This window comes from Iningainema tapete BLCC-T55, from assembly GCF_014698965.1.
Classification (GTDB): domain Bacteria; phylum Cyanobacteriota; class Cyanobacteriia; order Cyanobacteriales; family Nostocaceae; genus Iningainema; species Iningainema tapete.
The window spans coordinates 152,448-178,643 of sequence record NZ_JACXAE010000034.1 but is presented as its reverse complement, the minus strand read 5'-3'; the positions used below and the strand labels follow the sequence as shown (position 1 = coordinate 178,643).

Genomic DNA, 26,196 nt, shown 5'->3' with positions numbered 1-26,196 from the left:
TTAGGCAGTTACGTTGTAGAGTGTTTCTCCAAAACTCTGGACTAATAAGCTTTCCACAACGTGGATTCCGCATAATAAACCCAGTGCTTCACCTATTCGTAGCCCTGTTTCGTATAGCAACCTAATGAGAAACTTGTCACGTCTCGTGTTACAAGATTCAACTAACGTATTCACTTTCTCAGGTGTTAAACAACCAGGGAATCTAGAAGGTTCTTTTATCTTTAATAGTCGTGTCTTAACTTCTTTACCCTTGCTAATATGGTGTAAAAAAGGCTTGTATTTACTTCCTGGCTGTAATTGATAGCGCTCGGCATTCACACCCTTTGTTACCCCTATACGTTCTTGAAACTCATAGAATCCACAAACAGTTGTCAGGCAGTGATTAATGGTTTTCTCGGAACGAAGAGAAACAATAGGCTGAACAGATAAAACCCCGGAATTAGGGTTTCTCAACCAGTGGATAAAGTTTGATAGCTGCTCCATACTAATTTCGCGCCAATTTAGCTTTGAAGAACGCAAAAACTCCCAGAACAGCTTCAGGTTGTGAGCATAAGTCTGAATTGTGTTTGGACTCCGCCCTATGCTGTCTAAGTAATACAGGTATTTTTGAATTGGCTCAATGGGTAAATAGTCATCATCCAGCACCATCCAAACCTGACGGTTGGTGTCCGGGAGGATACCTTTTTGGACTTTCATCCTCACTACCCCTCTTTGTTTACATTGTAATTTTATACTACAAAAGGAAGAAACGCAAAAACAGCGTAGTAAAAAAACTTAACTTTAGCTACGCTGTTGTTGTTGTTGTTATTTAGAATTTAATAAGACATAAGTGTTCAGATGATAGCTCATTCTGGAGAATCTATGAACGTTTCTTTATAATGAGCATTAGCTATTGGTCGTGGTTTAACTATTTGTGCATATATAGGTGACTTACCGACTAGTAGTTCTAGCTGTCCAACAGTATTTGTTCATTTATATCCCTCTTTAAACTACTGGTAGCAATGTATTCTACTACCAGTAATAATTGTTTATGCCGACTGTTTAATTTGAGTTAAGGCTATTAACATTTCTTGTCTGTTGAGATGTCTCTTCTTACCTGATTGGGGTTCTTTAATGGCATAACTCCATTTTATTCCAGCCTGCGAACATTTTTTTCTTAGTTGTTGAACAGTTAGTTGTTTGCTTCTTGGTGGTAGATTAACGTTGGATTTGGATATTTGGAGATTAGATTTTTTAGCTACTATTTTGGTTGTTGCTACTGCGCGTGATGTGGATGTACTACAATTGCAGTGTTTCTCAAAAGCAATAGATAGTTCTAAGATAAATTGCCAAATGAACAGTGTAGAGAAGCTGTATATAAGGATGTAGAGAAGGTTTGTTAATAAAACTTGTGCTAATTCCATTGTCCTATTCTTCCTGCTGATATAACTAATGACTGGCTGTTTTATGAAGCGATATGCCAGTCTTTTATTCATACTAAGCGTTAGCTTTTGTGGTGTTTGAAAAGGAAATCCCCTGCTAGGTATTTCCTTTACTAATTAAATCATAAATACTTGATAAGTGTGGAGTGTTTTTCCTATTTTTGTGAGGATATCAAGTATATAATCGGCATCAATGCCGCAGTAAGTGACTCGACCTACAGTAGTTGTGGATGTGGAAAATTCGGTATGGAAAGCACGAACTTGGCGGTAGTATTCCCGAAGCTTAGGAAGGTCTTTCTTGGTGAATAAAATGGGTACGCCTTCTTCGTAATAATCACAGAATTTGGCAATATCATAGGCTACGTGGCTAGGTACTGATTCTACAAGAGTTTCAGTATTTTGGCTTTCAAGACATTTGTAAAAAGTTTTGGACATTGTAATACTCCCAAATATGTCAGGAATATCTGCGTAGCAGTTGTCTGCTAAGAGCGAGGTGGTTTGTAATTTGATTTTTTTAAAGTAGATTTAACTACTTGATGTTAATTCTTCAGAAAAAAGTAAACACAACTTATCATTCAAGTTGTGCTACTTTGTTTATATTTTTAGTACTTAATATGGTATACGAGGTAGAATTAGATGCGGACAAGATGAAATTTTAGCGTCAGGTATTTCTACCATAATGTAACCATTGTTGTAGAGCCATTTACTACTTCTACCTGGCAGTTTTCCTTGTTCATTAAGGAATTCGATCCTGTCACAGATATTATAAATAAGTGCGACTTTGCCATCATCACTCTTGTCGGATGGTAGCATTTCTAGGGTTGCCTCGTCATCAAACTTACCATACTCGCGGAAGTATATGAGTCGGATTGAAGGAAGTTCCTTTTCAGATGATTTCTGTGTTTTAACGGGCTTGTATTGAGTCGAATTGGTTGAGAAAAGCTTCTCTTTGTTTGAGGGTAGTAGCAAACAGGGATATCCCATTCTAGGAACATCAACCATGATAAAACATTCGTTTTCTAGCCAATTGCTATTGACGGCAGGAAGTTTTTTACTGATGCTTAACTGTTTTACCCTTTGGCTAATTTTCCACATTAGCGCTAGTTTGCCATCTGTGGATATTTCTTCTGGTAGTAAGTCAAGGTTGCCGTTGGTGTAGAACTTACCACTATTTTTGAAGTAAATGAGGCGGATTTTTGAATAAGTTTGTATGTTTGAATTCATCTCTAATGCGTGAATTTAATTTTATCCTCCTCGAAGGTGTAACCTTCGTTGTGGGTTACTTTTTAGTCGATTGTTTGAATAATTTTGTCACCTGTGGAGACGCGAACACTTGTACATGGCGCTGCACCAAAGCGACTGCGAGTAACCCCTTCACTGTCGTGGCACTGCTTTTTGTGAAGTGTGCTGTTGTGAAAGAGTCTGAGCTATTTTATAGAGTGCCGATAATTTTCTTTCAACCCAATCAAAAAGTAACCCAAGTCGTTATAAAATGACTTGGGTTATTTTATCTGAAATAACTTCTTTACCAACATTCCCAACAGTAATTAACATTCAACATTTTGTCATAAGCTTCTGCTAATGTGGCACAAGCCCAGTCTTCGACTAGATATCTCCCTTTGCACATGCCTTTGAAGCGGTCGTAGTTATCTTTGACCGTGGGTGATTCAGGTTTTTCGAGTCTAAATCCGCGCATCTTGAGCTTTATCAGCCAGCCACTTGAAGTTTAGATTTTTGGGGTAAGATAGCCATAACAAGGCACTGCGAATAGTTTCCGCAATGTCTGGTTGGTCGCAAATAAGTTCTATATCTTCCCCTTTGTTGTGCAGCCACAACGTATGTGAAAACGTCTGCCATACGTACTTAGCCGAACGTGCGGTGTAGTCGGGGGCTACGGTTAGTCCGCGTTTAGTCCACCCTTCAAGAGGGATGTATTGTTCTCGATTTTTCATGTTGATCCACAGCCACTGTTTATATGCTCGAGTTACGGCTTCTTTTTGGCTGGGGTTTGTAATTAAGAAGGGATTTGCGAGTAGGAGTGCATGGTGGTTATTTTGGGGAGCGGTGCAGCGGATAATTATAGTCTCCGGAGTTCTTTTGTTACTGCAACAAGCGCCGATGGTGATGATGCCGGGAGTAGTTTGATTTTTCATGTTAGATGCTCAGAAATAATGCCGCCTGGTTTTGAGATAGGCGGCTGAATGTTGCTGTTAGCTGTTTTTCTTACTATGAGTTTTTCTGACTGATTTCACCTTAAATCGTACCTGTTTCCCAATAGTTACCTCAGCAACATTGCTGACATCTTTACCTGATTTGTATGCTTCGAGGATTGCCTTGTTATTAGCTTGGTACTTGATAGTTCTAAATTCATTTGGGAAATATTCATCATCTACCTCTACTAATAAGTTAGCCACTTTAGGCGGGTTGTGCCTAATTTCGATTTCTCTTTCCCTGCCGATATTTCTGTCGTTGATTAATCCTATTTCATGTAGGTGAATTAATGTGTGCTTAATTTCCTCAAGTTGAGTTTTACGGCGTGAAATTACTTGGTCGTGAAGTTCTACAACTCGTGCTTTCCTCTCCTCCCAGGTTTCGATGTCCACATTTAACTGATCAACAACCCAGGCGATCGCATCGATTTTGTTTTCAATACCATCCTGGACGGACATTAGCTGTTGGACGAGTTCTTCTACTTTCCCTTCTTCTCCTAATTCTGATAACTCTTCAATAAGAGACCAGAGTTTAGCAGCGTCAAGGCATAATTCTCTTAGGGAAAGTTGGTTGATTTCTCTTTCGATTGCTTGAGTCATGATTTACTCCTAATATGAAAAACCAGTCTTCAGTAACAGAAGACTGGTTATTGACAATAAAGAATTGATGCTGTGAGGAAGATTGACTTAGTACCCATACTGCATGTGGTAGTAGTCTTGCCTTTCTTGCGCCAGTTCTGCCTCGTAGTCGTAGTATTGTGCTTCAGTAACTATTGGTTGCTGTTTTTGTTTTGACTTTTGAGGAGTTGTTGTATAATTAACTGGTGTATTCATGTTGCAACTTCTAATTTGGTCATAGAAGTTGTGCGTAGCACTTGATGTTATTTAAAAATAGCCGAGGGAAATGTGTTAATTTCCTTCGACTATTTAGGTTTAATGGGATGAGGGTTTTTACGTTAGAATCAGTTCTTTGGGCTTAGTTTTAGAGTTGCGATCGCTTGCTTTCTCGTTGATAATTTTCCTATATAATTCGTTAAGGTAAAGAGAAGCGCAAGTATATAGATTTTCCCACACTTCAATATTGCGGCTTATTTTGGCACCTACCGAGTTGCCTGCAGCTTTTTCTTCTTTGAGGTAGTCTAGGAAGTGTTTTTTCCATAAGTGTTGTAGAAGGTTTTCGCTAAATTCTTCAAAAGGTAATACCCACTTGTATTCCTTGTCTAGGAAGACGCGAAATGCTGCTACTACAGGAAGAGCCAAATCAGCTGGTGCGCCAAATCCGAACGAGTATTGACTGTCGGGAAGAAGGGTGTTTTTTTTGGTGTCGATGGATGCGAGGTTATTGTTACCTTTTCTTTGGGGATTGCTTAGATATTCGTAAATGATTTCGTAGAGGCGCTGTTCTACCCACAAGCTTTGGGGTAGCAGGTGCAAAAGTCTGCTTATCCTCTCCTTTTCAGAGTCAGTTATTTCAGTTGGAATACTAAGACTTGTAGGGTGTTTTCCTCTTTTTTTCTCATTATCAGGGTTGTAGCGGTTGCAGTCCAGACACGTAAGAAGCTTGTAGATGTGGTTGACCGAACAGTGCGAATCTTTGGGAGCGCTACTTTGGTTTTGGTAGTAAGCGATGCGGAATTTTTTCTTTTCTGTACGCTCCAGCTGGGTGATATAGTGTTTAATAAAGTCATAATCACCTCGGGCGTTGATTTTAGACCGTGCGTCTACAGGGGAGTTGGTATTAGCGGCAAGACTAATATCTCGTGCCTCCTCTTCGCTTAAACCAACATGGATAATTACTTTGACCTTTGCGTTTTTGAGTTTGTAATCGTACCTTATAGCGTTTTCAAAGGCTAAAACAGAATGCCCACCGTTTAAAATGCCGTGGTGGGTATAACCTTCTGAGTACTCTAAAATTTCTAGTTCCAGTTCTTGTGAGTTTATTACCTTGATCTTGTTAACTGATATTGTAATACCACTGTGTTTCTCTACGAATTTTTCTGGAGCAACAAAGAGCGAGTCAAGTATTTGCTTGTAGACTGAGCTTTTGCGATTTGGCTCTCTAATGTTAGGTGTAAGAGGTAATTCGTAGGGGAAGTCTTTTATATGTGCACAGGCTATAATACACTGGGGTTTGGGTGATGATATTAAGTATGAATAGTTGTCTACCTTAAGTTTGTAGGTTTTTGGCATGTTCCTTGTTGACTAATAGTTGGGACTTTGTTGGTTAGCTTTATATTTTTATCATTTTTACTAGTTTCTCAGTACAATTGTTAAAGATTGTTACTTTAAATGCCGATTTTTTGATTTTTTATCTTTGAGGCTAAGGCTCACTAAAGCTTTAGACAAATAACGCAGGGATACCGTACCACTGGTATAATACCTCTAGAAAGCGCTCCCGGCGTTCGATTGCGTCACAGAACTAATACGAGTGGGTTGTTTATTGGCAGCATTCGTGACAGGTTAAGACAGTGATACGTTTGTCAATAAGCTTTATTGCTTAAATATTTAGGGCAAGCTGAGGTGTCAAACTAACCGAGGAGGAGTTTGATTAACACCATGCCCAAGCGCACAAACCGCAATCTTAATCGCGTACAGAAGCACAACCGACAAGCGCCCTAATGATGAGGCGCTGATTTAAACATGGGCAAACTTAAGGATTTAAGGCAGGAGAGCGTCAACAAATGGAAACTCTCTAACTTTAAGTTGTTTGGGAAATTCATTGATATCTCCCCCTTGAGGATGTTTTGTTTTCCAGTTGCTATTTTTTCCTAACTGTTTAACAAATACTGGAACATTGTATTTGTAGCACTGGTTGACAATATCCTCAATCCATTCAAAGTTACATGGACGCGATCGCAATCCAGATTCACCGCCGACAATTACCCAATTGATAAGGGTTTTACCTTGTTCATCGCGCCAACCTAAGTAATGGGTAATATCAATTTTCTCAAGCAGCGGTTCGCAACTGAGGAAGCGTATAGCAGCTTTTGTATTGATAAGGGTAGGAATTGCGCTGTCAGCAGCTTTTTGATTCTCGACTGATACTCCCATCCAGACATTTGGAAGTGGTATTGTAGGGTTTATTCCATCAAATGTACTTTCAATTCGCCTGCGGATAATATTGCTTTTTGAATCATCAAATTCCCACTGTAATCCGTATTGTCTTGAGATAGACTTATACCATTTTTCCAGTAACACCAAACGCGGTTGATGTAGGTATTCTTGCATTCTGTTATGACGTTTTGTAAGAATCTGAAAGGTGTGTTGCGGACACATTGCCATGATTCCAAACCCCATGTCTATCCATTCTTCAGGGACATTTTCGTGGTATAAATCGCTCATTGAATTAACAAAATAAACACACTGTTTTTTACGGAGGAGTGGGATATCAATTGCTTTGTTAACTAACACTACAGTTCCATCCCATTCTTTGACAGCTTGATATTGAGGGAACTTAGCAAGACGTGGTGATTGTGCCAATTGTTTGGCATAACAGTTATTACATCCAGCCCGAATTTCTGAACACCCAACTATATAATTCCAAGTTTCGGTTGTCCATTGAATCTTAGTAGTCATACTATTCCATATTTTGGGGACGAAAGTTTTTAGCCTGCCATGTCTGACAGGCTGTGATGCAAGTTGTACGCCTTTTTTAACTAGCGACTGGTAGTATTTCTGGAAGGAAATGTTTGTAGTTCATGACGGCGTATTTGTAGTCCCATAAACCGATTTGGGAAAGGAAGAATTTGTCCTCAATGAGAGATGGTTTGATAACCGTAATTACTGCTGGTGCAGTGATTTTGTTAGATGTTATATACTTTCTGGCTGTTGTACAGGTTTTCTGTTTTGGGTTTGTGTGAACTACGCTGTATTGCGGTATTCTTGATAGAGTTTTCTTTCCATCTCTGCGAGTTCTCAGCAGAAATTTTATTTTTTTAGCTCTTGGTAGTCTTTCCATCCTGCACTCTCCTTAATAATTTGGCGTGGTTTTTCTGACGTTTAAGTTGAATTTCAAGCTGGCGTGCTTCTTGTTTGCTTGAGGTTCTCCAAATATGGACAATTTTGAATTGAATACCCCTCTTTACTGCTGCGCGTGTGAATGCTGCTCCTGTCCCCTGTAAGTGCTGCTGGAACCTTTTCTTAAGATTGGCGCACGAACCTAAGTAGTAACGAGCCGAATGTTTCTCATTACCGAGTGCTTCAGATAATTCAATGAGATAGCAGCACGGATAGGAGGGTATTTTCTCTCCTATTTCCATTACTTTGGTTGATTTTTGGGGTTGAAGCGTGAGTTATTAGTGGTGGTTTATACGATTACAGAGGTAATACTCTCTTGCTCTTTCAACCAATCAAATACATTCGACTTACTCACACTAATTGGCGTATCTACCCCATGTATAAATATTTGAAACCAGCCAGTTTCTAACTCATAAAAATCTACAATCAACCCTGAATTTCTTGCTTCGTTTAGGGCTAATACTTCTTGTGGGAGTAGTTTCTCAATTCTTGACCTTTCTTCGGGAGAAAGTAGCTCCCACGCTTGGTCTTTAACGTTGAAGTGTCTGTATAAAGAGCAACGGATTTGATAGTAGCTATTAGATGAGCGGAGTTTCTCTGCTAGTATGAATGCTTCCTCTACTTCAACTGGCTGCTGTTCGGTAACACTACTGGTGGGAGAGTAGCCGTTCTGGCGGTTTCCGTCGGTGGCAAACTCCCGAACTTGGAGGGTGATGGCTTGCTCGTTTTGCTCTACGCTAGAGATAACTTCTTTTTTAGTTTCTTCACTCTCTATAGGGGATATTTCCACTTGTGGGGGTATCTCCGAATCAACCACAACCATTTCAGATTCAGCAGTCTCTTGGGACTGCTCTTTTTCCTGTGTAAGTTTGGCATGATAGTCGGTGATCGCTTCACGCAGTATAGCTTGTGGGAGTAGTCCGTATTCGTCAATTAGTTCCTGTGCCAGTACCCCTGTCTGGTGATTTTCTTCCCACAGGGGTGGAAATTGCACAAATCTCTCCCCTCTGGGGGTTCTGCGCCAAATTGATGGTTTTTCTTCAAAGCTATTTTGAGAAGCTTGTTTCTCAGCTTTAAGTAAGGCTTTGCGTTCCTCAATCAATTCCAGTACCACTTCGCAGGTTAATCCACCGATAGGGTAATCCTGAAGTTGGTTGATAATTGGTTTGTATTTTTCAGAACACAGTTTAAGTAAAATTGTGACTGGGATGGGTGCTAGATGCTGGGGACAGCAAGCGAACTCAAGGAAGTTTTCACCTATCTTGAGCGCCCGTATTTCTTCTGCGCTTCCCTTATCCCAACCGTAAGTATTTAACAGTCTGCGGTATTCTTTTTTGCTATAACTGGTTTTATATTCCCAAAGCAGGAAAGCGACGTGGAGATATTCTAGACTGCTGTTTTCAATATGTGCGGTTGGGTTGGGTTCTAGTTGATGTTTTTGGGAGTAGGAGATTGCCTTCTGAGTAGTTTCCATGATAAAATTTGTTTCGCTATTATAATTAGTCGGTCTTTCTTTAAGACCAACTTTCCCTATTTGGTAAACTGAATACTATGCTGCTGTTATTGGTAGCAAAGCGTATTGCTCTTGGTGCTGCTGTAAGACAGCGATCGCATAGCCCAAGGTGTGTTGGTGGTATTTGGGCATTTTTCTGAATGAGATATCTTGCCCCCACTCCTGTACTGTGGAGGGTGCAATCCCTAGTACCTGCGATAAGCTTTTGACACACTGCGGACGAAAGTTGATGTGCGTTACTGTAGCTAGCCGCTCTGCTGGTGTCATTCCCTCGAAGAATACTTTTTTTAAGAAAATTTCTGCACTTGCGCTTGGTGGAGTGTATTTTTTTCCTTTTACAATTGCGTTGATTGTGGCTCTGTCTAAGTTGCACTTGTTGATATAAGCCAGTGTTAGTTTTGTGTGCTGGGGCATTTTGTCAAAGCTAGGGTTGTTACCCCACTTGCGAACAGCTTGTTTTGTGACTCCCAGTAGTCCTGATAGCAGTTTGATACACGCGCTGCTGTACTGAAACCTTGTTTCTTCTTCGAGCAGAAGTTCTGGGCTGAGTTCGGCTATCCCAAAACAGAGGCGGAGAAATTGCCTTGGCTCTAATCCCTGCTGTGGTAATACTCTTAGGATTTTGCAATTGTTCATATAGGTCGGTAATTTTGTTTTTGGATGTTTTTTCTACTTAAGAGATTTTCTTGAGGAGAGATGTTTCCTAACACTTTACGGAAAATTTGGTTTATTTTACTAAATACTTTACAAAAATTTACCATTTTAGGAAAATTCTCGTTTGCTTTACACCGCTTGCTTTATACTTGTTTTGCTGCGTAAGCGTTTTTGATGATGCGGGGGTTGGATTTGTGCTAGAGTTATAGACTTATAGATATGAGTGATACTTCCGATAAAAATAAGCAGTACAAATATATTGATGTTCCATTGAATGATGAAATGGAACAAAAGCTGATGTCTTTGCCACCGGCTTGGGAGAGAACAACAGGTAATAAATCTAGGGGGAATAAACCTGAAAGTAAGCGATTGCGTAATTTGGTGGATTTTGCCTTTGCTTTTTTAGAATATTTAATATTGAACGGTATATCTTTACCAACGCCTGGTGGATTTGACAGATTTTTTGCGGCATCTGGTTGGGCTATTTATAAGTCTGGAACTACAGTACTGCCAGATGCTGGAACTAATGAAAATGTTCAGGATAATACTGTAGGTAAGCGAATTTCTACAGAAACTCAACTAGGTCGTGATTTGTTAGAAATTATTGAGGCAGATGAATTAGATGTTATTCAACCTGTAGGCAAAGAAGGTGTTTCTTTGTTGATTAAAAAGCTAGCTGCAGGTTATTTTGCTTACCAGCAGCTTGTAGCTAATTTGCGTAATCAAAATATACCAGAACCTACGGTTTTAGGAACTGAAGAATGGGTCAAAAAATACTTTTCTGATTCATCTTCTTGCCATGATTTATTAGAATTTATATTAAATATGGATACTCTTCCAGACCAGGAACAAATGACTTTTTTAGCTAATAAGTTTAAAGTGCGTACTAGACAATTATATAAAATTTATTATCTTATGCATGGTTGTTCTGGAGAGCATTCTGATTGTCATTGTGAAAATGAAAATAATGACAAGATGTGATTATCCTTGATAAATATATTATAATGTTCATATTTATCAAGGATAAATTTTAGTCCATTTTTTCTCGATCTATTTCTGTTAATTCTTCTCCTAACTTTAACTTTTCTATTTTTTTGTCTCTTGCTATTTTCTTGGCATCATCTGCAAATATATCAAGAATTTCTGCTTCGCTGACCTGAAATTTTTCTGTTAGTTGCTTTAATCTCTTTTGATAAGCCTTATTGCATTTGCTGACAAAGCAACTAATTACTATAGTAGCCATATCTTCTGGAGCATACCCTTTTTCTTCTAGCGTTGAAGTTAATGATTCATATAACCCTATAGGCATGCCTCCTCTAAATAATCTATATGGTCCGTCATATTGAATAGTTTTCCATTTCAAAAAATCTTGTCCGCTTTCATGAACGCACATTCTATCTATTGCTTCCCATGCACCATACTGTGCTGCTTCTGCCTTACCTAATGAAAAAGCACGGGTGATGTAAATCATTTCGTCGTATAAAGGTTTGGGGATATGACCCCTCAATTCTTGCGATCCTCTTTCAACTACTGATATTCCATTTATCATCCCCCTTTCAGGGTGGGCTTTTTTATCTGCCTCTAGTTCTTCAAGAGTTACAGGTTTTTTAGGTGTTTCTGGGTTTGGCATGATATGGCTTTAAGCTGAGGGGGCGACACACAATCGGATTTTCTGTCTTTACTATTATCTCCCGTAAGCTATGATCCTGACAAATTAAGCGGTGGATTGAAATTTAAATATATGTTTCATCGGAAAATCAGTTTTGAACATTGAGATTTTGTACCAGATGTTGTAATATCACCATTAGGATTGACAAGTTTCACGGGCACTGTCCGTAAGAAATTTGTCTTATACTAATCGTTTCTGACTTACAGCGATGGAATTAGCTGATTTGTCTTTGGCTTTTTGGAACGAGTTACAGCATTATGGCTGGAATTGCACTCCCGACTTTACTATTGATGCGTTGATAGTCAAAGTTGATAATTATTGTTTTGCTACTTATGTTCTTAAAAAATTTCGTGAAGTTTTAAAATCCTGGGCGATACGCTTTGGTTTAAGTTCTGTAATTATTAAGTACGGAGAGGATGTTTGGGATTTTTTTGATGTGGAGGCTTGCGTATCTCCCAACTGTATTTTGAAGCACAAGTCAACTCGAAATCCTTTTTTGCAAAAACAACAGGTGCTATCTATGGCTTCGATTCGAGCTTTGGAAGATATTCTTGGTCTGGATTATATGCGGTTTCAAGAAACAATTATGCAGTGTACATCCGAAGGTCTGATAACTTGTGCTGTGAGTAATGTTACAAACGTTTGCCTTCATACTAATCCTAATTTGGAGCAGAGTAGAGCTATTTGGAGTCCACCTCGATTGATTGGTTACAACTATTTAGAATTTTGGCGTGAAACTCTTCCACAACTGGAGACTTTGCAGCTGATTTTGGCAAGAGATAAGCACGTTAAGGGTTATGAGTACGAGGGCATTCGCCCAGATCGTTCGAGGTGTCGTTATTCAACGGATTTTTATTTGATTGACTATATGGGAGAGCCTACTCGTTTTGGTATCTCTCACAAAGAGGATTTTGAAGTTGTACGCATAGCACCTTCAAACTGAACTTAATTTTCTTTCTTTTCTCCTACAACCAAATAGGAACGTCTTTTTCCTGGAATTTCTCGTGGTGCTAATTCAACCGTATACCGTCCGTAGTTCGCACGGAGATCACCTGGTTGTATTACTGATGTTTCCCACCCATAAGTAGCAAATAATTCTTCTGGTTCATCTGTTCCAAATCGCCAGTGACCGCTAATTACGGCTTTGCTATTTTGAGAACCAATCTGCCACGATTTTACACTAACCAAATCAGCGCCTAAGTAGCTACCAGTAGGACTTAATTCGCTGATTGTTGAAAGCAATTGATGAACTTCTGTTTCATCAAGATACATCAGAAGTCCTTCTAAAAGCCAAACTGTGGGAATATTCGATTGATATCCATGTTGTAAAAGCAAATGCGACCAAGGCTGTTTGAGGTCGGTTGCGATTGTATGATGACGGCACTTTGGCGGAATCTCTTTGAGAATCTCTCGCTTATAATCAATAATTTCTGGTAAATCAATTTCGTATAATTGTGTTTCTGGTGGGAAAGATAGCCGATATGCTCGTGTGTCTAAACCTGCTCCTAAGAATACTACCTGATGAATTTTTGACACCACTTCCATGATGAAATCATCGAAATACTTTGTACGAACTGCTACAAACTGTACTTTTAGCTGGCTTGCTGAGTCTTGGGTTTTCGAGAGCCATTCTTTTTGTAAATTAATTGCAGCATCACCAGCTAGTTGTGCGGCGAAGGGGTCATCAAATAACCGATCTGGTCTTTCTGTTTCGATAGCTCGTTTTGCAGCCATTACTACTGCGGTGCGACATACATCTGATTGAATTGTTGGGGATTTACTAAATTGAACTTCCATGTTGATTAAAGAATTATTTGCTTTTGAGCTATTTTATCTAAAATTCGTTTTTTTGCTGTTTAAGTATTGAACGACAATTAACGGTGACAACCCCCATTATTCGTACAATAATCCGGAATTTCTCCCCGCAAGCGGGTTAATCGTCACAGTAGCCGTAGCACTGGCTTTGGCTGTGGCTTTCTATTTTGACTCTTCCAACCAGTATTGTGACAAGCGTACCCTACCTTGTACGTTCGTCACAGTGCGACAGGGTGAAGAGGTTGACAACCCAAAACATATCCAATATCCCCAAAAATCAACAAGTGCATTGTATTTTAATGCGCGATCGCTACGGCGATCTAATCCTTAAATATCGTAGTCAAAAGTAGTTAATCAGTATCAATCTCCCTAATTATCCGTTCCATACATTCACTTGCACTTAGTCCGGCATCTATGGATAGAGCTAGCAGCTTTATAGTTGGGGCGATTGGCTTGGAACGAATACTGTTGCAACCGAGAATAGAGTGTTTCTTCCATAAGGTAAGGTTGTTTTTGTCAACTTTACCTTTTTTAGAAGATATTATTCTCAATAGTTATTATCCAGAAATACTGGGTAAATCTATTTATTTAGATTGCCGCTAAACTTGAAGCTGTGTAATCTTTTAGGAGTTACCAAACTAAATTGGGATTAACTGAGTATTTACTAGATAGTTGAAATAAGCTTTGTTTGAATCTATGATTTGATTGTTGGCTACTCAACTAGAGATTTGTTAGAGCTTTGTTTACAGTTCTATTAAACTGCTCAGTTTGTTGATTGATTGCGGGTAAATTTGATGGAGCAAGTAAGATATCTCTATAGGCTTTATACAAAAACCGAGTTGGCGCAGCGATATGGAATTACAACTACTGCACTAAAAAAGTGGTATCGATTTGCTGGGATTATTCCACCTAAAAAGAAGGGAGGCTTTTTTACTAACGATGGTGTAGAGGCAGCAGACTACTTTTACATAGCAACTAAGTACAGGAGGTTAACCCATAGCGAATATTTATCCGATGTACTTCCTGCTGGGGGGTTGAGCGAGTATTTATTGAAGGCTAATTTGATGTCTCTTGAGGAATTTATTATTAGATATATTCCTGAAGATGCGAGGAAGAACGATATTGTAGTTAGAGAAATTTTGGAGAAGATAAGAAACAATGAAGCATATCAACCAGATGGTTTCTCAGTTGCAAGTGTCGCTTGAAGAATTGCGTGAAGTATGCGATTTATTAAATCTTCAAGTTGACGGAGATAAAATATCTGAACCTACCGAGCATTCTTTGTTACAAGTTAAGCAAGTTGCCTCTAAAGAGAATAAATCTTTGCGCGATGCAGCTTTGTATTTATTGCAATTGCGTTCTGAATGCCAACAAGCTGATGGATATCATTTCAACAAGCGCGAGTATATCAAACAAAGGTTTGGTGTTGACCCAGAAGAAGCTGCACCAGATAGTTTTGTGGGTATACTTTACCGAGATTTAGATAAAGGCATTCAATTAGGACAATTACGCCATCAGGTTGTACTTGAATCTTCTACTTTGGCACTTGAAGAAAGAATATTTCACGGTACGGGTTCTACTTCATTTGGTGAAACTGACTCTGACCGAGCCGTTCTTAGGGTTGAAAGTCGCATTGGTGATAATTTTTTCGGTCAGATCAACTGGGAGGAGATCAATCATCCCCTGCTAGTAGGTTCATCGACACCGCAGCAGAAACAGTTGAAGTCCTCGCAGCCGAAAACCGGGCAATCTCAGAAGAAATAGTTCAACAGATATTACCTATCTGCTACCAGTTGCGGGATGAGAGTTTGTCCGAATTGCGAGGAGCTTCTACCTTGGCGGTAGGCATAAACTTCTTGAGCGTAGTAGCTGGAACGGTTGTTGGGACGTGGATCGCGGTTCCTCCCACTCAAGATAGGCTTGAAGTGAGGAGTATTCAACCAATCTTAGTCGGTGTGGGGATTGGTGAACTGATTGGATTAGTACTTGCTTTATTTATTATCTGGACCAGGGAGCACAAAGGCAATGCAAGCAGCAGTTAATTTTTTAGTAAATGTCTCCGGCGGGTTGTTAATGAACCTGGGCGTGTCGGGTATGGTGGGGCAGTTGATGGGAGTAGGGGCTACTCTTGCCTTGCACCCATTGCTCTTACTTACTGGAATAGTTGTCGGTGGCGCGGTGATATCAATCGCCCGTGAGATAAATAAACGTCCGCGTTTACACTTGGTTGTTGATAATAGTGATAATAGTTAGGGGTATGTAGCTGTGTTTACACCTAAACCTCTACAAAATACTAAGCAGCCGAGAAAGAAGAAAAAGCTAAATGCCGCTTTGTGGACTGTTTGTTCGACTGTTGGAGCATTATCTGTAATTGGTAGCGTTGCGCTCATGGTTGGTTGGCGACAACAACTACCAGCTAACCAAATATCTGAGGTACAGCAGGCGAAGGCACAAGTTGCTCAGATTCGGGAAGTTTACCTGGAGAAGCTCTCGCGTACTGACTACAATATGGATCATTTGTCAAGTTATTCCTCAGTTGAGGGTACGCCCACTTTAACAGGATGGCGACAACTGGCAGCTGCCCTGTGGGGACAGCAACTCAAGGCAGAAGTTTCCAAGATGCAGTCGGATGAAAAATCTGGTTTCTACCGCCTGCACTATATGCCTGCGCTAGAAATAGTTAAGTTTAATTCGCTGGATAAACTGCTAGAAGCTGCTTCTGGAAACAATTCATTTTACTGGGGCTACAAGCGAACTGACGGGACAAAGGTAGAAGAAAAACTACCACCAGGGGCTGCTGCTGTTTTGCTGTTGGGTAAACTTGAGGCGATCGATTATGCCCAGAACTTAGAATCTCAACCTGCTGTGGATTTGAATCAGATGTTGATTCAGATTAAAAATGCCCAAGAACCGTACTCTTTAGCTCAGGCACAACTGCTACGGGCGCGGGGGTATACCGATCCTGTAGAGCAGATGGCACAGGTTGCAGATATTCGAGAACGAATAAAGCAGCGGGAGGAAGCACGCAGAGTATACATTCAGCTTTTGAAAAAGCGCCCCTCACAGTCAGTTAATCAAAAGCAACCTGTTAGTAAGCAATCAGGGGAGTGAATCCTATGTATGATAAGTTTGCTGCTGCCCTTATTTGTCTGCTGTTGTGTTCTTTCAATGTGATAGCAGGAGTTAAACGTATACCGGTGCGAACAACCTTAGAAAGTTCATCTCGTACTACTGTCGAAATGATGGCATCCCCAAACAGCGGTGTTCATTGGTTTAGTGCGGTTGTTTTTTTAGCTGGGTTTGCTTGCTTCTTGAGCTGGGGGATAAATGACTACAACCAGTTAGCTTCTGATGATTTACCTCAACCTCAACCTCAACCCCAAAAGGAAAATCAACTGCCAGTTTCACCCCAGCAAAACATAAGTGTATCTCCACGACCTGTACGCCCGGTTCTAAATTCTCCTAATGTTGTGCAATTTCGTACTAGAGTTGTTTCCCAACCAGGAGAAATGTCACCACAGGAATTTTACGAGCGGATGCAACAGGAAGACATTTGGGACGAAGACAATTCAACTAACTCTTCAATTAGTTAAGGTGAATATTCATGAGTAATAACAGACGTAGAGAATTTAATGCCGACTATTCCGAAGGTGGGGCAATTGTACCTGTAAATCGCTTGCAATCAATGCTGTCTCAAGTACAACAGCCAGGTGGCATACAGCAGTTTAGTTCTACTCCCCCTGTGACGATTGACTACAGTAGTCAACCAGTTGAGGTTAGATACGTCAATTCGCCTACTTCTTACAAGCCGAGGGTTCCTCAAATAGAAGTTCCCTATGTGGAAGTTTGGAAGGCGCATCGGTTACATCCTCAGAATCCTTGGCGATTTTTCTGGTATTTAGCTTATTTCCTATCGGATTGTATTAAATCGCCTGTAGGAGTAGGCTTAGTTGGTCTTTGGTTGTTTGTGATGCTAGTTAACTTTCTCTTGAATGGTTCTTACACAGGACCGGGGTATGTTTCTGGCAAGAAAATAGAGGTTGTTCCAGAGAAAGTACCCCAGTTCACACTACCAGTCGTTAAGCAACTGGAATAGTTCTTGTGTGGGTAAGACTTATTTTTTGGCTGACACTACTATTGTGGATTGCGGATATAGCTCAACCAGGGTATTTGCAATTTTATAACTGGCGTGAGGCGATGGAATTATTGCAGAAAGTGCAGAAGAAAGCTTTGTCAACTCAAGTTGGAGGGGTTCACCAGACAGCATCTAATGAGCATTCTTCTCCAGCCCAAAAACCCCAACAGTCGTATACCAATTTACCTAGTGAACAAACAAATCGTACTTCTGCGTCCTCTGTACCTGCTTCTACCCCTACTTCTAGTTCTTCTAACTGTCGTGTCGCCAGAAATGATTTTGAGTCAGTATTACTTGACTCTCAGGTAGGTTGCTGGCAGACGGTTCCTGCGAATGCAAGAAATAAAAACTGAACGCTTATGCACGGAAAATGCGAATCCTTTTTGAGTTTGGCGAGAACGATCAAGATACTGATGCTGGGGGTTTTGTTGATTCTGATTCTACTGATTTGACATCATCTGATGATGTCCATACTCCTGCGCGTGATTTTGATTCAGCAAGTTGGAAATATGCGCTTTGTACAGCATTGCTTGCAGTATCTATTGTTGTGCATCCTATTTCAGAGTGGATAGACGCTCAACCTGTAGTACAGCAAGTACGTATATTGGTTAACCCGCAAGTTTCCCAAGCTCCTAATAGTTTAGCTGTCCGTATTTATCAGGCGATGCAGCGCTTTAGCTACAAGGTATCGCAGAATGAGGGCGAAGTGAATATCATTTACATTCGTGGTGCCAATCAGCTTGGTAAACCAAACGGGAACCGTATTAATGATTGGAGTGACCGTCGCCTGCTGCTGATGTTTCGTGGCGGTCAGCCTGTAATTGTAGGTAACTGGGCGGCTACAGTTAAGCCAGGATTACCTGCAATACGCAATCCACTGGGGAAAGCGGGTGCAGCGTTTATTGAACCAGGACAATATTCTGCTTGGCGAGTTGGTACTCATCACGGCATCTTCGGTCGTGTGGAAGAAGGGCTAGTTCAGGTTGCGCCAGTGAAGTTCCGTCGGGACGTAAATCGAGATGGTGATGTTAATGGCGAACTTATACAGTCAGGGATGATTGGGCTTAACCAGCATTCGGGAAGTAATCAGTCTAAAGTCAATAAGGCTTCATATGCGTGTCTTGCGGCTCAATCTGAAAATGGTCATCACCAATTTATGTCTGTGGTAAAAGCTGACCCCCGTTACCGCGCCCAACCAAATTACGTATTTAACACGACAATTTTGGATGTGAGTGACTTGTAATGCGCTTGGTTGTTAATTTTCAAGGTAAGAAGGCAACAAAAAGAAATGTAATAACAGCGAATGATAGTGCTAGTTGGAGGTATGCGATCGCAAAGCGACTCCTTTGGAGTATCGCCAGTAGTGTTCTAGTAGCAATGATGATGGTTCCTCAGATTTCCGCATGGGTTGAATCTCAAACTTTGGTGAAATCGCTCCAAGCGCTAGTTCTACCACAGCAAGTGCCGACGAGTTTACAAGCGCAGCCCCATAAGATTGGATTTCCTATTGCTATTAATTCACCTGTTACCTCTGAGTTTGGCTGGCGCATACATCCAATTACTGGGGAGCGAAGATTTCACTCTGGCATGGATTTTGGTGCAGCAAAAGGTTCACCAATTTACGCAGTGGATGCAGGGCGAGTGGAGAGTGCAGGTTCCAAAGGCGGTTATGGAAATGCAGTTGTTATCCGTCATAACGCTCGTATATCAACGCTTTATGGTCATGCTAGCCAGTTGTATGTTTCGAGCGGGCAGTGGGTGCAACGGGGACAAATGATTGCGGCAGTTGGTAGTACGGGGTTGTCAACGGGACCGCATTTGCATTTTGAAGTACGAGTCAATGGTGTAGCGCAAAACCCTCGCCCCTACTTACACAAGTATTTGGCGAATCGTTGAAGGTAATGGGGAGAAAGTAAAAATGCGGATTATACCGATTTTTATATCAGGTTTGGTTGGTGCAGCCTCTTGTGTTGCTTTCTCCTATGGAGCGACATCTTTACCGTGTAGATTGGTATCAAAGGGTGCGGATACGGTTTGCCTCTTAAACAGTTTTGGTAAGGCACTTGATAGTTGGAAATTTGGGTTTATTGCTGGTGGTTTAGTGGGATTAGTATGGAATCCACGTTACAACTTATTATCGCGTTTTCAGCCCATACATTTATCAGTTGCTTCGTTAGTTGTCCTGGGAATATATCTATTTAAAATCCCGAATAATGTAGGTATTGCTTCTATTTCTTCAAGCAGATTTAGTAGTAGCGATTTCAATAGTTATTCAAAACAAATGCAAGCTTTTTTAGCCACAATCCGCTGGGCAGAGACAGGTACATCGGGAAGTGAAAGTTATCGCAAGCTAGTTTTCAATGGTGAATTTAACGATTTTAGTTCTCACCCTTTACGCAAGCAGTGCGCACCAATAAATGGTAGAACAGTTTGCTCGACTGCGGCTGGGGGATATCAGATGTTGGACAAGAATTGGTACTACCTTAAAGATCGACTTCAACTGAAAGATTTTTCTCCTGCTTCCCAAGATAAGATGGCTGTTGCTTTAATTACAGAGGCAGGTGCATTAAATGATGTTAACGCGGGTAATTTTAATAGTGCAGTTCGTAAAGTTGGAAGAATATGGGCGAGTATGCCCTATAACAATTACGGACAAAATCCGAAAAGTTTAGAACAGTTAATCAGCTACTATCAACAGCAATTAGTATCAAGTAGATAATGAATGTGGAAAACAATCAACACACTCTAGAGTCAATCACATCGGCAATTATTTGCCTCAAGCAACAGGGTTTATCGAATAGCGAAATTTTAGCCGATGCAAGAGAATTATTTACTCAGGAGCAACAATCTTATATCGCTGCTACTCTTTCACAGTTAGAGTTTTCCGAAAAACTTACTCGTCCAATTGTTAGCTATAGTCATGACTATTTATTTGAGATAATTTATCAAGCTGTGCTTTCAGGTATGTCTGAAAGTAGCATATTAGAAGTTTGTCATGATTATTGTAATTTATCAGATTTGGCTTTTGCTCAACTATCTTTGAGGTATATATTAATTAATAGGATTCCTTCCGAATACGAAAAGCAGGTTTTCCAGCAAGATTTATATGGAATGTATCTCGAAGGTAAATCCTACCTCGATTTTGTTCAACTGGCCCAGAAAACGGAAAATATGTATCTGAAACAGTTGGGTTATCAGGCAGCTAATTTGGTTGCTAAGGCTAGGGGAGAAAAAATCTTTTTACCAGCAGCCGCCCAAAACCAAGCAGAGTTATCTGTCTCTAATAACTCTTCAAATCCTCAGTCTAGTTCGATGATTGACACTGGAAATGTTCTTGTAGGTGTTCTCCAGGACTTTGGTATTGATTGCAAATACGTTGATACGAAAACTGGACCTACTTTTAATCGGGTGAAGGTTAAGCTAGCAAAGGGAGTAAGTTTCAAGAAAGTCCAGGGCTTGGGAAATGACTTGGTACAGCAGCTAGGGGATGAACTCAAAATAGAAAACCCACCAATGATATCAGTAGTACCGGGGGCGGTTGTGTTTGACATCCCTCGTTTGGATAGACAAAAGGCATATTTTGCTGATTATGTCAAGTTTTCAGGGGAGTTTGATATTAACCGGGTTGTTATTCCTGGTGGTGTGGATGTGGACGGTACTTATGTTGAAATACCCCTCTACGATGAAAATGTAACTCATATTTTGGGTGGTGGGCGTACTCGTGGGGGTAAGAGTCAGTTTGAGCGGGCTGCAGTTTTGTATTTGGCAAGGCGGTATCCCTCTGGAGTAGTGAGATTGGTTCTTAGCGATGTTAAGCGTGTGACGTTTGGCTGCTTTGACGGGCTACCCCATTTGATTGCTCCGGTGGCTAAGGATGCGATCGCTACTCGAAACTTACTAGAATACCTTGTAGCGGAACAAGAACTTCGTTACCTTGAGTTTGAACGAGTCTCTGTGGAGAAGGTCGCGCAGTACAATCAGATGTTTCCTGCTGTACCGATGACACGGATAGTTTGTTTAATTGATGAATGCTTCGATCTGCTGTCTGACCCCAACTACAAGGATCTCCTAGAACTGATGCTGATGAAATTGTTAGCGAAGGCGGGGGCGGCGGGGATACATATCTTGCTGTTCACCCAGCGTCCGGACAAAGACGTTATTAAACCTCTTATCCGGTCTAACTGTCCGGCAAAGGTGGCGTTTGCAACTTCTCGACCGGAAGACAGTGGAATTATTTTGGGCGACCCCGACGATAACCGAGCAGCCAGTTTGTTGGGGTTCGGTGATATGCTCTACAAATCACCTTTGGGGGTTATGCGCCTCCAGGGGCTGTATCTGGGCGATGAAAAGAAGGATTTTGAAAACTATCTAGAATCGGCTAAAAATCACACGAGTGATATTACTCCTTGGGATTCTGGATTAGGTTTTTCTAGTTTTGATAGTTCTACTACTACCGAAAAATCAGCCCCAATTCCTGATACTACTCTTGGCAATAAATTAGAAGAATTTAGCTCAAATATTGCTTTTGATGAGCATACTAAATCTAGTATTATTTCTCTACATAAACGCGGTTATGAACTTCATGAGATAGTCCAAGAACTATTTAAATTATCGCGTTCGGATGGGAGGAGATATAAGCGCTTGCGCGATGCTGTAGCTGAATTTATATCTGGCTTGGAGGGAGACAATGATATTTGAGATTACACTTAGTCTACCACCGACGCTTAATGACCAGATAAATTTTGCTCGACAAGGTTGGCAAGTTAGCGCCAGACACAAGAAACACTGGACGAACATAATCTGCCAGTTTGCTTGTACTTGTGATGTGAAGTTTAAAGATAAAGTTTGGCTAGAATTTCACTGGTATTTAAAAACTTTTGCCCGCGATCATGATAATGTTGCAGCAGCTAGTAAGTACATCATGGACGGGCTAGTTGAAGCTGCAGTAATTAAGAACGATAATTTGTGTACTATTCAGTCTCCTGTTATTCATTATTACCATCGGAGCAAGAAGGATGAAGTTATCCTACGAATGTCAAAAACACCAGACTTTATGTTAGAACATTTTAGCAAATTAAATATGTTGTATACTAACAAATAATAATAAATTAAAACAAGTATAACATATTGCGTGACTGTCGCTTCTAGCATGAGCGGTAGTTATTCCAGAGGGTAAAGTGAGAATATAGACTTGATGGGATAAGCGAGACACTCAATAGAAATGGTGAATTTAGATGAGTAAAATTGATAATTTTGATGATTTGAAATACCAGGTACTATCGGTTAAAAAATATTATGCTGAAATGCATAATGTTGATACGCGACTGATTAAGATAGTACCTTTGGATGAGCGATCGCCTGATAATTGTATTTACCAAGGAGACGTAAGTTTGGTAGGTAGGATATACGGGGTGTATATTTTTCATAATCTAGAGCGTCAGCCTCAGCCAGACTTTGGATCAAAAGTCAATTCAATTTTAAAGATGTTTTCTATCTTTACAGTTGGTGTTAGTTGTGGCTTGCTTACTTCTTTTTTTGTTACTCAATTTCCTACTAGTCACCCTATCCGGATAAATGTTAATTATTCTAGTTTGATTAAACTTATTAACTAGGATTAGTTGTTGACTTCGCAATTAGTATTTTCATATTAAAGTTTGAGTATTAGCTTATGAGAGGTTGGAGATCATGTTGAGACATTTTGAATACAGTCGATTAATTGAAAAAGTTACTACTGGTAAAAATGTTAATCTCTGGGGTAAGGCATGTAGAGGAAAAACCTTTACAGTTAAGTCATGTCTGTTAAAAGATATTAACATTGAATCTGTTTATCTTGATTTAGCCTATCCCTTTTGTTTGGATAAACTTTTTAAAGTTATTTCTATAAGTTTTGGTCTGTACTATCAATTAGATTGGCACGCGAGTGTACAACACTTATCACTTAATCATGCTAGACTATTGGTAATAGATAATTTTGATAGGCTACATTGTGCTAGTGAGAAGTTTTCCGAAGATTTATTCAGCTTGCAGATGTTAGCTCTTCTGGATAATTTATCTTTGCTAACGATTTCTCGTATGCCCTTGAGATATTTTCATTTTTCGAGTTTTGCTGACTGCTTTGAGGAATTAGAAGTAAACGAATCTAATAGCCATATTTTCTAGAAAATAGGCAGCCAACGTATGGGTTATTAACAAGTTCGATGCTTGTAGCTGCCACTGGGAGTATAGCTTTTAGAGAAGAATTGAACTCGAACATCAGTCCAGAATGGTTAAAAAAACTGAGTGCCATTTATAGCTGACAGGAGTAGAGTAGTAAGTTTCATCTCATGAAAAGTTAGAATCCCTAGTCCCCTCGAAAAGCCGGGGTTGCTAGTAGTAACTAACGGTTTAAAGCATGTAAAAGGGGAAATTATGAAGAGCAAATTCAAGACACGAGTTGTTCGTCTACTACAAGAAATCAATTCTTGTGTAGGAATCGCATCAATACTTGCTACAACCACTTCAGTGGGAATAGTTTTACCAGCTTCAGTTGGGCTAACCCTTTTGGCAAGCGCAGGGGTAGGCGCAAAGTATAAACCCTTCTATGAACGGGTTAGTACTATTGCGACTGCAACTGGACTATTTAGCTTGGTTGGTACAATTTCTGCTGCTGCTGCTGGTAGTTTGGTAATGGGTGTGAGTAAATTGGAAGAGAAGGAAGAAACTGTTACTCGGACAAACCAAATAATTGCACTTCGTTCCTGTAATTCTTCAGTTGACGGATTATCTGATGATTCAGACTCCTCCGATGAGGATTTAGAGTCAGAGGACGAAGTACTTGGTTTGAATGATTCTTCTTTTGAGTCGTCAGAAGAGGAAGATGAACAAAACGAGGAAACTAATCTAGAGGTTACATACACTTGGCGGCAGAATTCTATTTACACCTATTACGTGACTCAAATTACAGGACATCCTGTTTTGTGCGGGTTGCATTTGTGTCGTTTGAGTTCGCATTGCGGTACAAAATCCGAGCCTAGAGAAGAAATTGCTTCTTTTCGGCTTAACGATCATCAAGTTCAAAAACTAGCCGTTCTGTTTGAAGTTAAATACCCTGAAAGAGAAAATCTGGTAGGAAAATATTTCCATTCGCGTCGAGCTGACCCTACTGAAGCGTTAGAAGAATATTTCCAGCTTCACAATAGTTTCTACTGGGCAAAATTAAACGGGCAATTTAAAAATGCTTGTCTGGATTCCTGTCTCGGCTGTTCTAACTTACATGGCGCAGACAAAATTGTTTGTGCTCTACATCCTTTTGGTTGGTCAGGAATTGATTGTCCGGATAAGAAACTTTCAGACCGGATAGTGCTGCGTGAATACTCAGACCAAAACGTTATTTCTGCTCTTAATGAGGGTTTGAATAATGTTGAAGTTTTCAAAATGGATAAAGAGGTTGTTGTCAAAGACAGCTACTCTGGTCGCAGTTTTTATTTTGACTTTGATGGTTTTAGGCTACCTTTTTCAGACAAGTTACCTGAATTAGGTGAAGATACTGATTTGCGCGACTACGTTCATTACTTCAAGTATCGGGAAATAGTTGAAGAGGACTACAGTCACCTGGATAAAATCAGGGACTTGAATAAAGGTTTGTATGGTGCTGATATCCGTGTCGATAGAAATAGGATAGTTGTTTACAACTGTTCTACTGGAGTATCCTACTCCTTTAAATTTAACGGTCAACCAATTGACCCATACGACTCTAATTGTCCTTGCGAACTGAGGTATAACTATAACCTGATTTCTCTTGTCAACTATTTCCGTACTCGGTAAAGTAAGGTAATGTGAAGTTTCCCGCTCCAAGTTTTCAACCAACTCCCAACTAAGAGCTTCTTTTTGTCTTGTTAGCTTGATCTAATTTCCCTACTCCTAATAGTAGTTGGTAATTTGTAGAACACGGCACTCAGTACGGGGCGTAAACGCCCCACTACTGGGTAGCTAAATCTCTACAAAAATCTACCCAATTAACTACTTGGAGAAACGAACATGATGACTGAACTTTTTGATAAAGCCTACGACTTACTGTTAGATGTTTACCTGCTGTTTGTGATTCTCTCGTTTATTTGTTGGCTATTTTACACTCCTACTACTCAAGTAGCTCATACTTCCAAATCCTTTTTGGAAGTATTAATTCAAGAACCTTCTGTTGATTTTTCCAATCAACAGTTTATTCCTGAAGAGCATACTCAGCTTGGTATTGAGGTAAAGTTGCCAACGAATGAACTAGCTTCTTTTAATGAAATCTCTAATTTTCAGGAAATTGGTCAGGACACTGTAGTGGTGAGCCAGATGAGTGCTTCACATCCCCACGCCACTCTTGTTGACTTGAGAAACTCAAGCACAGAGGTGGTCACCTTTGAGGAATTGTCTCAAGGATCTGCCGACTTGAGGAGCCAGTCATGTGTAGAGGTTTCTAGTCTTGTGCGCACTGACATCCATATTTCCGGTGTCGAAAACCAGCTAGTGGTAAATATCGATCTTGAGAAGCAGAAGTTGATGGAGTTTAGTTTCAGAAAATTACGCATTTTCTGTTCTAAAGCCCCGATCTCAGGCTATTCTGCTTATGTAAATAGTGGTGGCAAGGAAAGCTTGGTTGACTATCTGCTAAGTTTGTCCGTCAGTTCTAGTCAGATTGTTGAGTGCTTGCAAGTTTAACAATTAGTTAGATTAATGCAACCCTGGTGTTCCTGGGGATTAGTCAACTACCCCTTTAACGCACTCAGGCGATCGCC

General features: G+C 40.2%; 34 protein-coding genes. 19 read left to right on the top strand and 15 right to left on the bottom strand.

Annotated features, from left to right (window positions below):
* The 13 genes from ICL16_RS08665 to ICL16_RS08605 all read right to left on the bottom strand — a co-directional run bounded on the left by ICL16_RS08665 (position 1) and on the right by ICL16_RS08605 (position 9,797).
* Positions 1 to 696 carry a tyrosine-type recombinase/integrase gene (locus ICL16_RS08665; RefSeq protein WP_190826436.1) on the bottom strand — a complete coding sequence of 232 codons (696 nt, stop codon included), beginning with the start codon at positions 694 to 696 and terminating at the stop codon, positions 1 to 3.
* Positions 697 to 1,028: 332 nt separating this feature from the next.
* Complete coding sequence (locus ICL16_RS08660; protein WP_190826435.1) at positions 1,029 to 1,403, bottom strand: hypothetical protein; 375 nt, start codon at positions 1,401 to 1,403, stop codon at positions 1,029 to 1,031.
* 135 nt (positions 1,404 to 1,538) lie between these two features.
* On the bottom strand, positions 1,539 to 1,856 hold the full coding sequence (locus ICL16_RS08655) for a hypothetical protein (RefSeq protein ID WP_190826434.1): 318 nt from the start codon (positions 1,854 to 1,856) through the stop codon (positions 1,539 to 1,541).
* Between the two features lie 174 nt (positions 1,857 to 2,030).
* Positions 2,031 to 2,645, bottom strand: a complete 615-nt coding sequence (locus ICL16_RS08650; RefSeq protein WP_190826433.1) for a hypothetical protein — start codon at positions 2,643 to 2,645, stop codon at positions 2,031 to 2,033.
* Positions 2,646 to 3,103: 458 nt separating this feature from the next.
* Positions 3,104 to 3,574 (bottom strand): hypothetical protein, encoded by a 471-nt coding sequence (locus ICL16_RS08645; RefSeq protein ID WP_190826432.1) that lies wholly within the window; start codon positions 3,572 to 3,574, stop codon positions 3,104 to 3,106.
* Between the two features lie 57 nt (positions 3,575 to 3,631).
* Positions 3,632 to 4,231: a siphovirus Gp157 family protein gene (locus ICL16_RS08640; protein WP_190826431.1), complete on the bottom strand. Its 600-nt coding sequence runs from the start codon at positions 4,229 to 4,231 to the stop codon at positions 3,632 to 3,634.
* Between the two features lie 87 nt (positions 4,232 to 4,318).
* Positions 4,319 to 4,465 (bottom strand): hypothetical protein, encoded by a 147-nt coding sequence (locus ICL16_RS08635; RefSeq protein WP_190826430.1) that lies wholly within the window; start codon positions 4,463 to 4,465, stop codon positions 4,319 to 4,321.
* A gap of 117 nt (positions 4,466 to 4,582) precedes the next feature.
* Complete coding sequence (locus tag ICL16_RS08630) at positions 4,583 to 5,821, bottom strand: AIPR family protein (RefSeq protein ID WP_190826429.1); 1,239 nt, start codon at positions 5,819 to 5,821, stop codon at positions 4,583 to 4,585.
* A 468-nt stretch (positions 5,822 to 6,289) separates the two neighbouring features.
* Positions 6,290 to 7,207, bottom strand: coding sequence for a DUF5131 family protein (locus ICL16_RS08625; protein WP_190826428.1), 918 nt, complete (start codon positions 7,205 to 7,207; stop codon positions 6,290 to 6,292).
* A 76-nt stretch (positions 7,208 to 7,283) separates the two neighbouring features.
* Positions 7,284 to 7,589: a DUF3155 domain-containing protein gene (locus ICL16_RS08620; protein ID WP_190826427.1), complete on the bottom strand. Its 306-nt coding sequence runs from the start codon at positions 7,587 to 7,589 to the stop codon at positions 7,284 to 7,286.
* Positions 7,567 to 7,890 (bottom strand): GIY-YIG nuclease family protein, encoded by a 324-nt coding sequence (locus ICL16_RS08615; RefSeq protein WP_190826426.1) that lies wholly within the window; start codon positions 7,888 to 7,890, stop codon positions 7,567 to 7,569. The genes ICL16_RS08620 and ICL16_RS08615 overlap by 23 nt, the downstream gene beginning before the upstream one ends.
* Positions 7,891 to 7,937: 47 nt before the next feature.
* On the bottom strand, positions 7,938 to 9,122 hold the full coding sequence (locus tag ICL16_RS08610) for a hypothetical protein (RefSeq protein ID WP_190826425.1): 1,185 nt from the start codon (positions 9,120 to 9,122) through the stop codon (positions 7,938 to 7,940).
* A gap of 75 nt (positions 9,123 to 9,197) precedes the next feature.
* Positions 9,198 to 9,797: a hypothetical protein gene (locus ICL16_RS08605; protein ID WP_190826424.1), complete on the bottom strand. Its 600-nt coding sequence runs from the start codon at positions 9,795 to 9,797 to the stop codon at positions 9,198 to 9,200.
* A gap of 237 nt (positions 9,798 to 10,034) precedes the next feature.
* Here ICL16_RS08605 and ICL16_RS08600 point away from each other — a divergent pair, with 237 nt between their 5' ends.
* The gene (locus ICL16_RS08600; RefSeq protein ID WP_190826423.1) at positions 10,035 to 10,796 is read left to right on the top strand and encodes a hypothetical protein; all 762 of its coding nucleotides are present in this window, start codon (positions 10,035 to 10,037) and stop codon (positions 10,794 to 10,796) included.
* A 49-nt stretch (positions 10,797 to 10,845) separates the two neighbouring features.
* On the opposite strand, the gene ICL16_RS08595 is transcribed toward ICL16_RS08600, so the two are convergent.
* Entirely contained in the window at positions 10,846 to 11,445 is a 600-nt protein-coding gene (locus ICL16_RS08595; protein ID WP_190826422.1) for a hypothetical protein, read from the bottom strand.
* 247 nt (positions 11,446 to 11,692) lie between these two features.
* On the opposite strand from ICL16_RS08595, the gene ICL16_RS08590 reads away from it, so the two are divergent.
* Positions 11,693 to 12,427 carry a hypothetical protein gene (locus tag ICL16_RS08590; protein WP_190826421.1) on the top strand — a complete coding sequence of 245 codons (735 nt, stop codon included), beginning with the start codon at positions 11,693 to 11,695 and terminating at the stop codon, positions 12,425 to 12,427.
* Between the two features lie 2 nt (positions 12,428 to 12,429).
* On the opposite strand, the gene ICL16_RS08585 is transcribed toward ICL16_RS08590, so the two are convergent.
* Entirely contained in the window at positions 12,430 to 13,281 is an 852-nt protein-coding gene (locus ICL16_RS08585; RefSeq protein WP_190826420.1) for a class I SAM-dependent methyltransferase, read from the bottom strand.
* 812 nt (positions 13,282 to 14,093) lie between these two features.
* Here ICL16_RS08585 and ICL16_RS08580 point away from each other — a divergent pair.
* The 17 genes from ICL16_RS08580 (at position 14,094) to ICL16_RS08500 (ending at position 26,119) form a co-directional block, all read left to right on the top strand.
* Positions 14,094 to 14,504 (top strand): hypothetical protein, encoded by a 411-nt coding sequence (locus ICL16_RS08580; RefSeq protein WP_190826419.1) that lies wholly within the window; start codon positions 14,094 to 14,096, stop codon positions 14,502 to 14,504.
* A complete protein-coding gene (locus tag ICL16_RS08575) occupies positions 14,458 to 15,063 on the top strand; it encodes a hypothetical protein (protein ID WP_190826418.1) in 606 nt (201 codons plus the stop codon). Before ICL16_RS08580 ends, ICL16_RS08575 begins: the two co-directional genes overlap by 47 nt.
* 8 nt (positions 15,064 to 15,071) lie before the next feature.
* On the top strand, positions 15,072 to 15,341 hold the full coding sequence (locus ICL16_RS45460) for a hypothetical protein (RefSeq protein WP_337906953.1): 270 nt from the start codon (positions 15,072 to 15,074) through the stop codon (positions 15,339 to 15,341).
* Complete coding sequence (locus ICL16_RS08565; protein ID WP_190826416.1) at positions 15,325 to 15,552, top strand: hypothetical protein; 228 nt, start codon at positions 15,325 to 15,327, stop codon at positions 15,550 to 15,552. Before ICL16_RS45460 ends, ICL16_RS08565 begins: the two co-directional genes overlap by 17 nt.
* Positions 15,553 to 15,564: 12 nt before the next feature.
* Positions 15,565 to 16,410, top strand: coding sequence for a phage terminase large subunit family protein (locus tag ICL16_RS08560; protein WP_190826415.1), 846 nt, complete (start codon positions 15,565 to 15,567; stop codon positions 16,408 to 16,410).
* Between the two features lie 5 nt (positions 16,411 to 16,415).
* Positions 16,416 to 16,892: a hypothetical protein gene (locus ICL16_RS08555; RefSeq protein ID WP_190826414.1), complete on the top strand. Its 477-nt coding sequence runs from the start codon at positions 16,416 to 16,418 to the stop codon at positions 16,890 to 16,892.
* An 11-nt stretch (positions 16,893 to 16,903) separates the two neighbouring features.
* Complete coding sequence (locus ICL16_RS08550) at positions 16,904 to 17,395, top strand: hypothetical protein (protein ID WP_190826413.1); 492 nt, start codon at positions 16,904 to 16,906, stop codon at positions 17,393 to 17,395.
* A gap of 5 nt (positions 17,396 to 17,400) precedes the next feature.
* A complete protein-coding gene (locus ICL16_RS08545; RefSeq protein WP_190826412.1) occupies positions 17,401 to 17,787 on the top strand; it encodes a hypothetical protein in 387 nt (128 codons plus the stop codon).
* Positions 17,788 to 17,804: 17 nt separating this feature from the next.
* Complete coding sequence (locus ICL16_RS08540; protein WP_190826411.1) at positions 17,805 to 18,677, top strand: hypothetical protein; 873 nt, start codon at positions 17,805 to 17,807, stop codon at positions 18,675 to 18,677.
* On the top strand, positions 18,677 to 19,330 hold the full coding sequence (locus ICL16_RS08535) for a M23 family metallopeptidase (protein WP_190826410.1): 654 nt from the start codon (positions 18,677 to 18,679) through the stop codon (positions 19,328 to 19,330). Before ICL16_RS08540 ends, ICL16_RS08535 begins: the two co-directional genes overlap by 1 nt.
* A 22-nt stretch (positions 19,331 to 19,352) precedes the next feature.
* Positions 19,353 to 20,153: a glycoside hydrolase family 24 protein gene (locus ICL16_RS08530; RefSeq protein ID WP_190826409.1), complete on the top strand. Its 801-nt coding sequence runs from the start codon at positions 19,353 to 19,355 to the stop codon at positions 20,151 to 20,153.
* Complete coding sequence (locus ICL16_RS08525) at positions 20,153 to 22,132, top strand: DNA translocase FtsK (RefSeq protein WP_190826408.1); 1,980 nt, start codon at positions 20,153 to 20,155, stop codon at positions 22,130 to 22,132. The genes ICL16_RS08530 and ICL16_RS08525 overlap by 1 nt, the downstream gene beginning before the upstream one ends.
* Positions 22,122 to 22,535 (top strand): RusA family crossover junction endodeoxyribonuclease, encoded by a 414-nt coding sequence (locus tag ICL16_RS08520; protein ID WP_190826407.1) that lies wholly within the window; start codon positions 22,122 to 22,124, stop codon positions 22,533 to 22,535. The genes ICL16_RS08525 and ICL16_RS08520 overlap by 11 nt, the downstream gene beginning before the upstream one ends.
* A gap of 133 nt (positions 22,536 to 22,668) precedes the next feature.
* Positions 22,669 to 23,046 carry a hypothetical protein gene (locus ICL16_RS08515; RefSeq protein WP_190826406.1) on the top strand — a complete coding sequence of 126 codons (378 nt, stop codon included), beginning with the start codon at positions 22,669 to 22,671 and terminating at the stop codon, positions 23,044 to 23,046.
* 73 nt (positions 23,047 to 23,119) lie between these two features.
* The gene (locus ICL16_RS08510; protein ID WP_190826405.1) at positions 23,120 to 23,593 is read left to right on the top strand and encodes an ATP-binding protein; all 474 of its coding nucleotides are present in this window, start codon (positions 23,120 to 23,122) and stop codon (positions 23,591 to 23,593) included.
* A gap of 249 nt (positions 23,594 to 23,842) precedes the next feature.
* Positions 23,843 to 25,237: a hypothetical protein gene (locus ICL16_RS08505; RefSeq protein ID WP_190826404.1), complete on the top strand. Its 1,395-nt coding sequence runs from the start codon at positions 23,843 to 23,845 to the stop codon at positions 25,235 to 25,237.
* Positions 25,238 to 25,450: 213 nt separating this feature from the next.
* A complete protein-coding gene (locus tag ICL16_RS08500; protein WP_190826403.1) occupies positions 25,451 to 26,119 on the top strand; it encodes a hypothetical protein in 669 nt (222 codons plus the stop codon).
* The last annotated feature ends 77 nt before the right edge of the window (positions 26,120 to 26,196 follow it).

Bases quoted from the DNA above. Each gene is read 5' to 3' on its own strand.
- ICL16_RS08535 (WP_190826410.1), top strand. From the start codon at position 18,677: ATGCGCTTGGTTGTTAATTTTCAAGGTAAGAAGGCAACAAAAAGAAAT.
- ICL16_RS08525 (WP_190826408.1), top strand. From the start codon at position 20,153: ATGAATGTGGAAAACAATCAACACACTCTAGAGTCAATCACATCGGCA.
- ICL16_RS08510 (WP_190826405.1), top strand. From the start codon at position 23,120: ATGTTGAGACATTTTGAATACAGTCGATTAATTGAAAAAGTTACTACT.
- ICL16_RS08625 (WP_190826428.1), bottom strand. From the start codon at position 7,207: ATGACTACTAAGATTCAATGGACAACCGAAACTTGGAATTATATAGTT.
- ICL16_RS08585 (WP_190826420.1), bottom strand. From the start codon at position 13,281: ATGGAAGTTCAATTTAGTAAATCCCCAACAATTCAATCAGATGTATGT.
- ICL16_RS08660 (WP_190826435.1), bottom strand. From the start codon at position 1,403: ATGGAATTAGCACAAGTTTTATTAACAAACCTTCTCTACATCCTTATA.
- ICL16_RS08620 (WP_190826427.1), bottom strand. From the start codon at position 7,589: ATGGAAAGACTACCAAGAGCTAAAAAAATAAAATTTCTGCTGAGAACT.
- ICL16_RS08635 (WP_190826430.1), bottom strand. From the start codon at position 4,465: ATGAATACACCAGTTAATTATACAACAACTCCTCAAAAGTCAAAACAA.
- ICL16_RS08615 (WP_190826426.1), bottom strand. From the start codon at position 7,890: ATGGAAATAGGAGAGAAAATACCCTCCTATCCGTGCTGCTATCTCATT.
- ICL16_RS08575 (WP_190826418.1), top strand. From the start codon at position 14,458: ATGAAGCATATCAACCAGATGGTTTCTCAGTTGCAAGTGTCGCTTGAA.
- ICL16_RS08595 (WP_190826422.1), bottom strand. From the start codon at position 11,445: ATGCCAAACCCAGAAACACCTAAAAAACCTGTAACTCTTGAAGAACTA.
- ICL16_RS08565 (WP_190826416.1), top strand. From the start codon at position 15,325: ATGCAAGCAGCAGTTAATTTTTTAGTAAATGTCTCCGGCGGGTTGTTA.
- ICL16_RS08550 (WP_190826413.1), top strand. From the start codon at position 16,904: ATGAGTAATAACAGACGTAGAGAATTTAATGCCGACTATTCCGAAGGT.
- ICL16_RS08530 (WP_190826409.1), top strand. From the start codon at position 19,353: ATGCGGATTATACCGATTTTTATATCAGGTTTGGTTGGTGCAGCCTCT.
- ICL16_RS08665 (WP_190826436.1), bottom strand. From the start codon at position 696: ATGAAAGTCCAAAAAGGTATCCTCCCGGACACCAACCGTCAGGTTTGG.
- ICL16_RS08580 (WP_190826419.1), top strand. From the start codon at position 14,094: ATGGAGCAAGTAAGATATCTCTATAGGCTTTATACAAAAACCGAGTTG.
- ICL16_RS08555 (WP_190826414.1), top strand. From the start codon at position 16,416: ATGTATGATAAGTTTGCTGCTGCCCTTATTTGTCTGCTGTTGTGTTCT.
- ICL16_RS08500 (WP_190826403.1), top strand. From the start codon at position 25,451: ATGATGACTGAACTTTTTGATAAAGCCTACGACTTACTGTTAGATGTT.
- ICL16_RS08605 (WP_190826424.1), bottom strand. From the start codon at position 9,797: ATGAACAATTGCAAAATCCTAAGAGTATTACCACAGCAGGGATTAGAG.
- ICL16_RS08520 (WP_190826407.1), top strand. From the start codon at position 22,122: ATGATATTTGAGATTACACTTAGTCTACCACCGACGCTTAATGACCAG.
- ICL16_RS08630 (WP_190826429.1), bottom strand. From the start codon at position 5,821: ATGCCAAAAACCTACAAACTTAAGGTAGACAACTATTCATACTTAATA.
- ICL16_RS08600 (WP_190826423.1), top strand. From the start codon at position 10,035: ATGAGTGATACTTCCGATAAAAATAAGCAGTACAAATATATTGATGTT.
- ICL16_RS08610 (WP_190826425.1), bottom strand. From the start codon at position 9,122: ATGGAAACTACTCAGAAGGCAATCTCCTACTCCCAAAAACATCAACTA.
- ICL16_RS08515 (WP_190826406.1), top strand. From the start codon at position 22,669: ATGAGTAAAATTGATAATTTTGATGATTTGAAATACCAGGTACTATCG.
- ICL16_RS08540 (WP_190826411.1), top strand. From the start codon at position 17,805: ATGCGAATCCTTTTTGAGTTTGGCGAGAACGATCAAGATACTGATGCT.
- ICL16_RS08590 (WP_190826421.1), top strand. From the start codon at position 11,693: ATGGAATTAGCTGATTTGTCTTTGGCTTTTTGGAACGAGTTACAGCAT.
- ICL16_RS08645 (WP_190826432.1), bottom strand. From the start codon at position 3,574: ATGAAAAATCAAACTACTCCCGGCATCATCACCATCGGCGCTTGTTGC.
- ICL16_RS08650 (WP_190826433.1), bottom strand. From the start codon at position 2,645: ATGAATTCAAACATACAAACTTATTCAAAAATCCGCCTCATTTACTTC.
- ICL16_RS08505 (WP_190826404.1), top strand. From the start codon at position 23,843: ATGAAGAGCAAATTCAAGACACGAGTTGTTCGTCTACTACAAGAAATC.
- ICL16_RS08655 (WP_190826434.1), bottom strand. From the start codon at position 1,856: ATGTCCAAAACTTTTTACAAATGTCTTGAAAGCCAAAATACTGAAACT.
- ICL16_RS08640 (WP_190826431.1), bottom strand. From the start codon at position 4,231: ATGACTCAAGCAATCGAAAGAGAAATCAACCAACTTTCCCTAAGAGAA.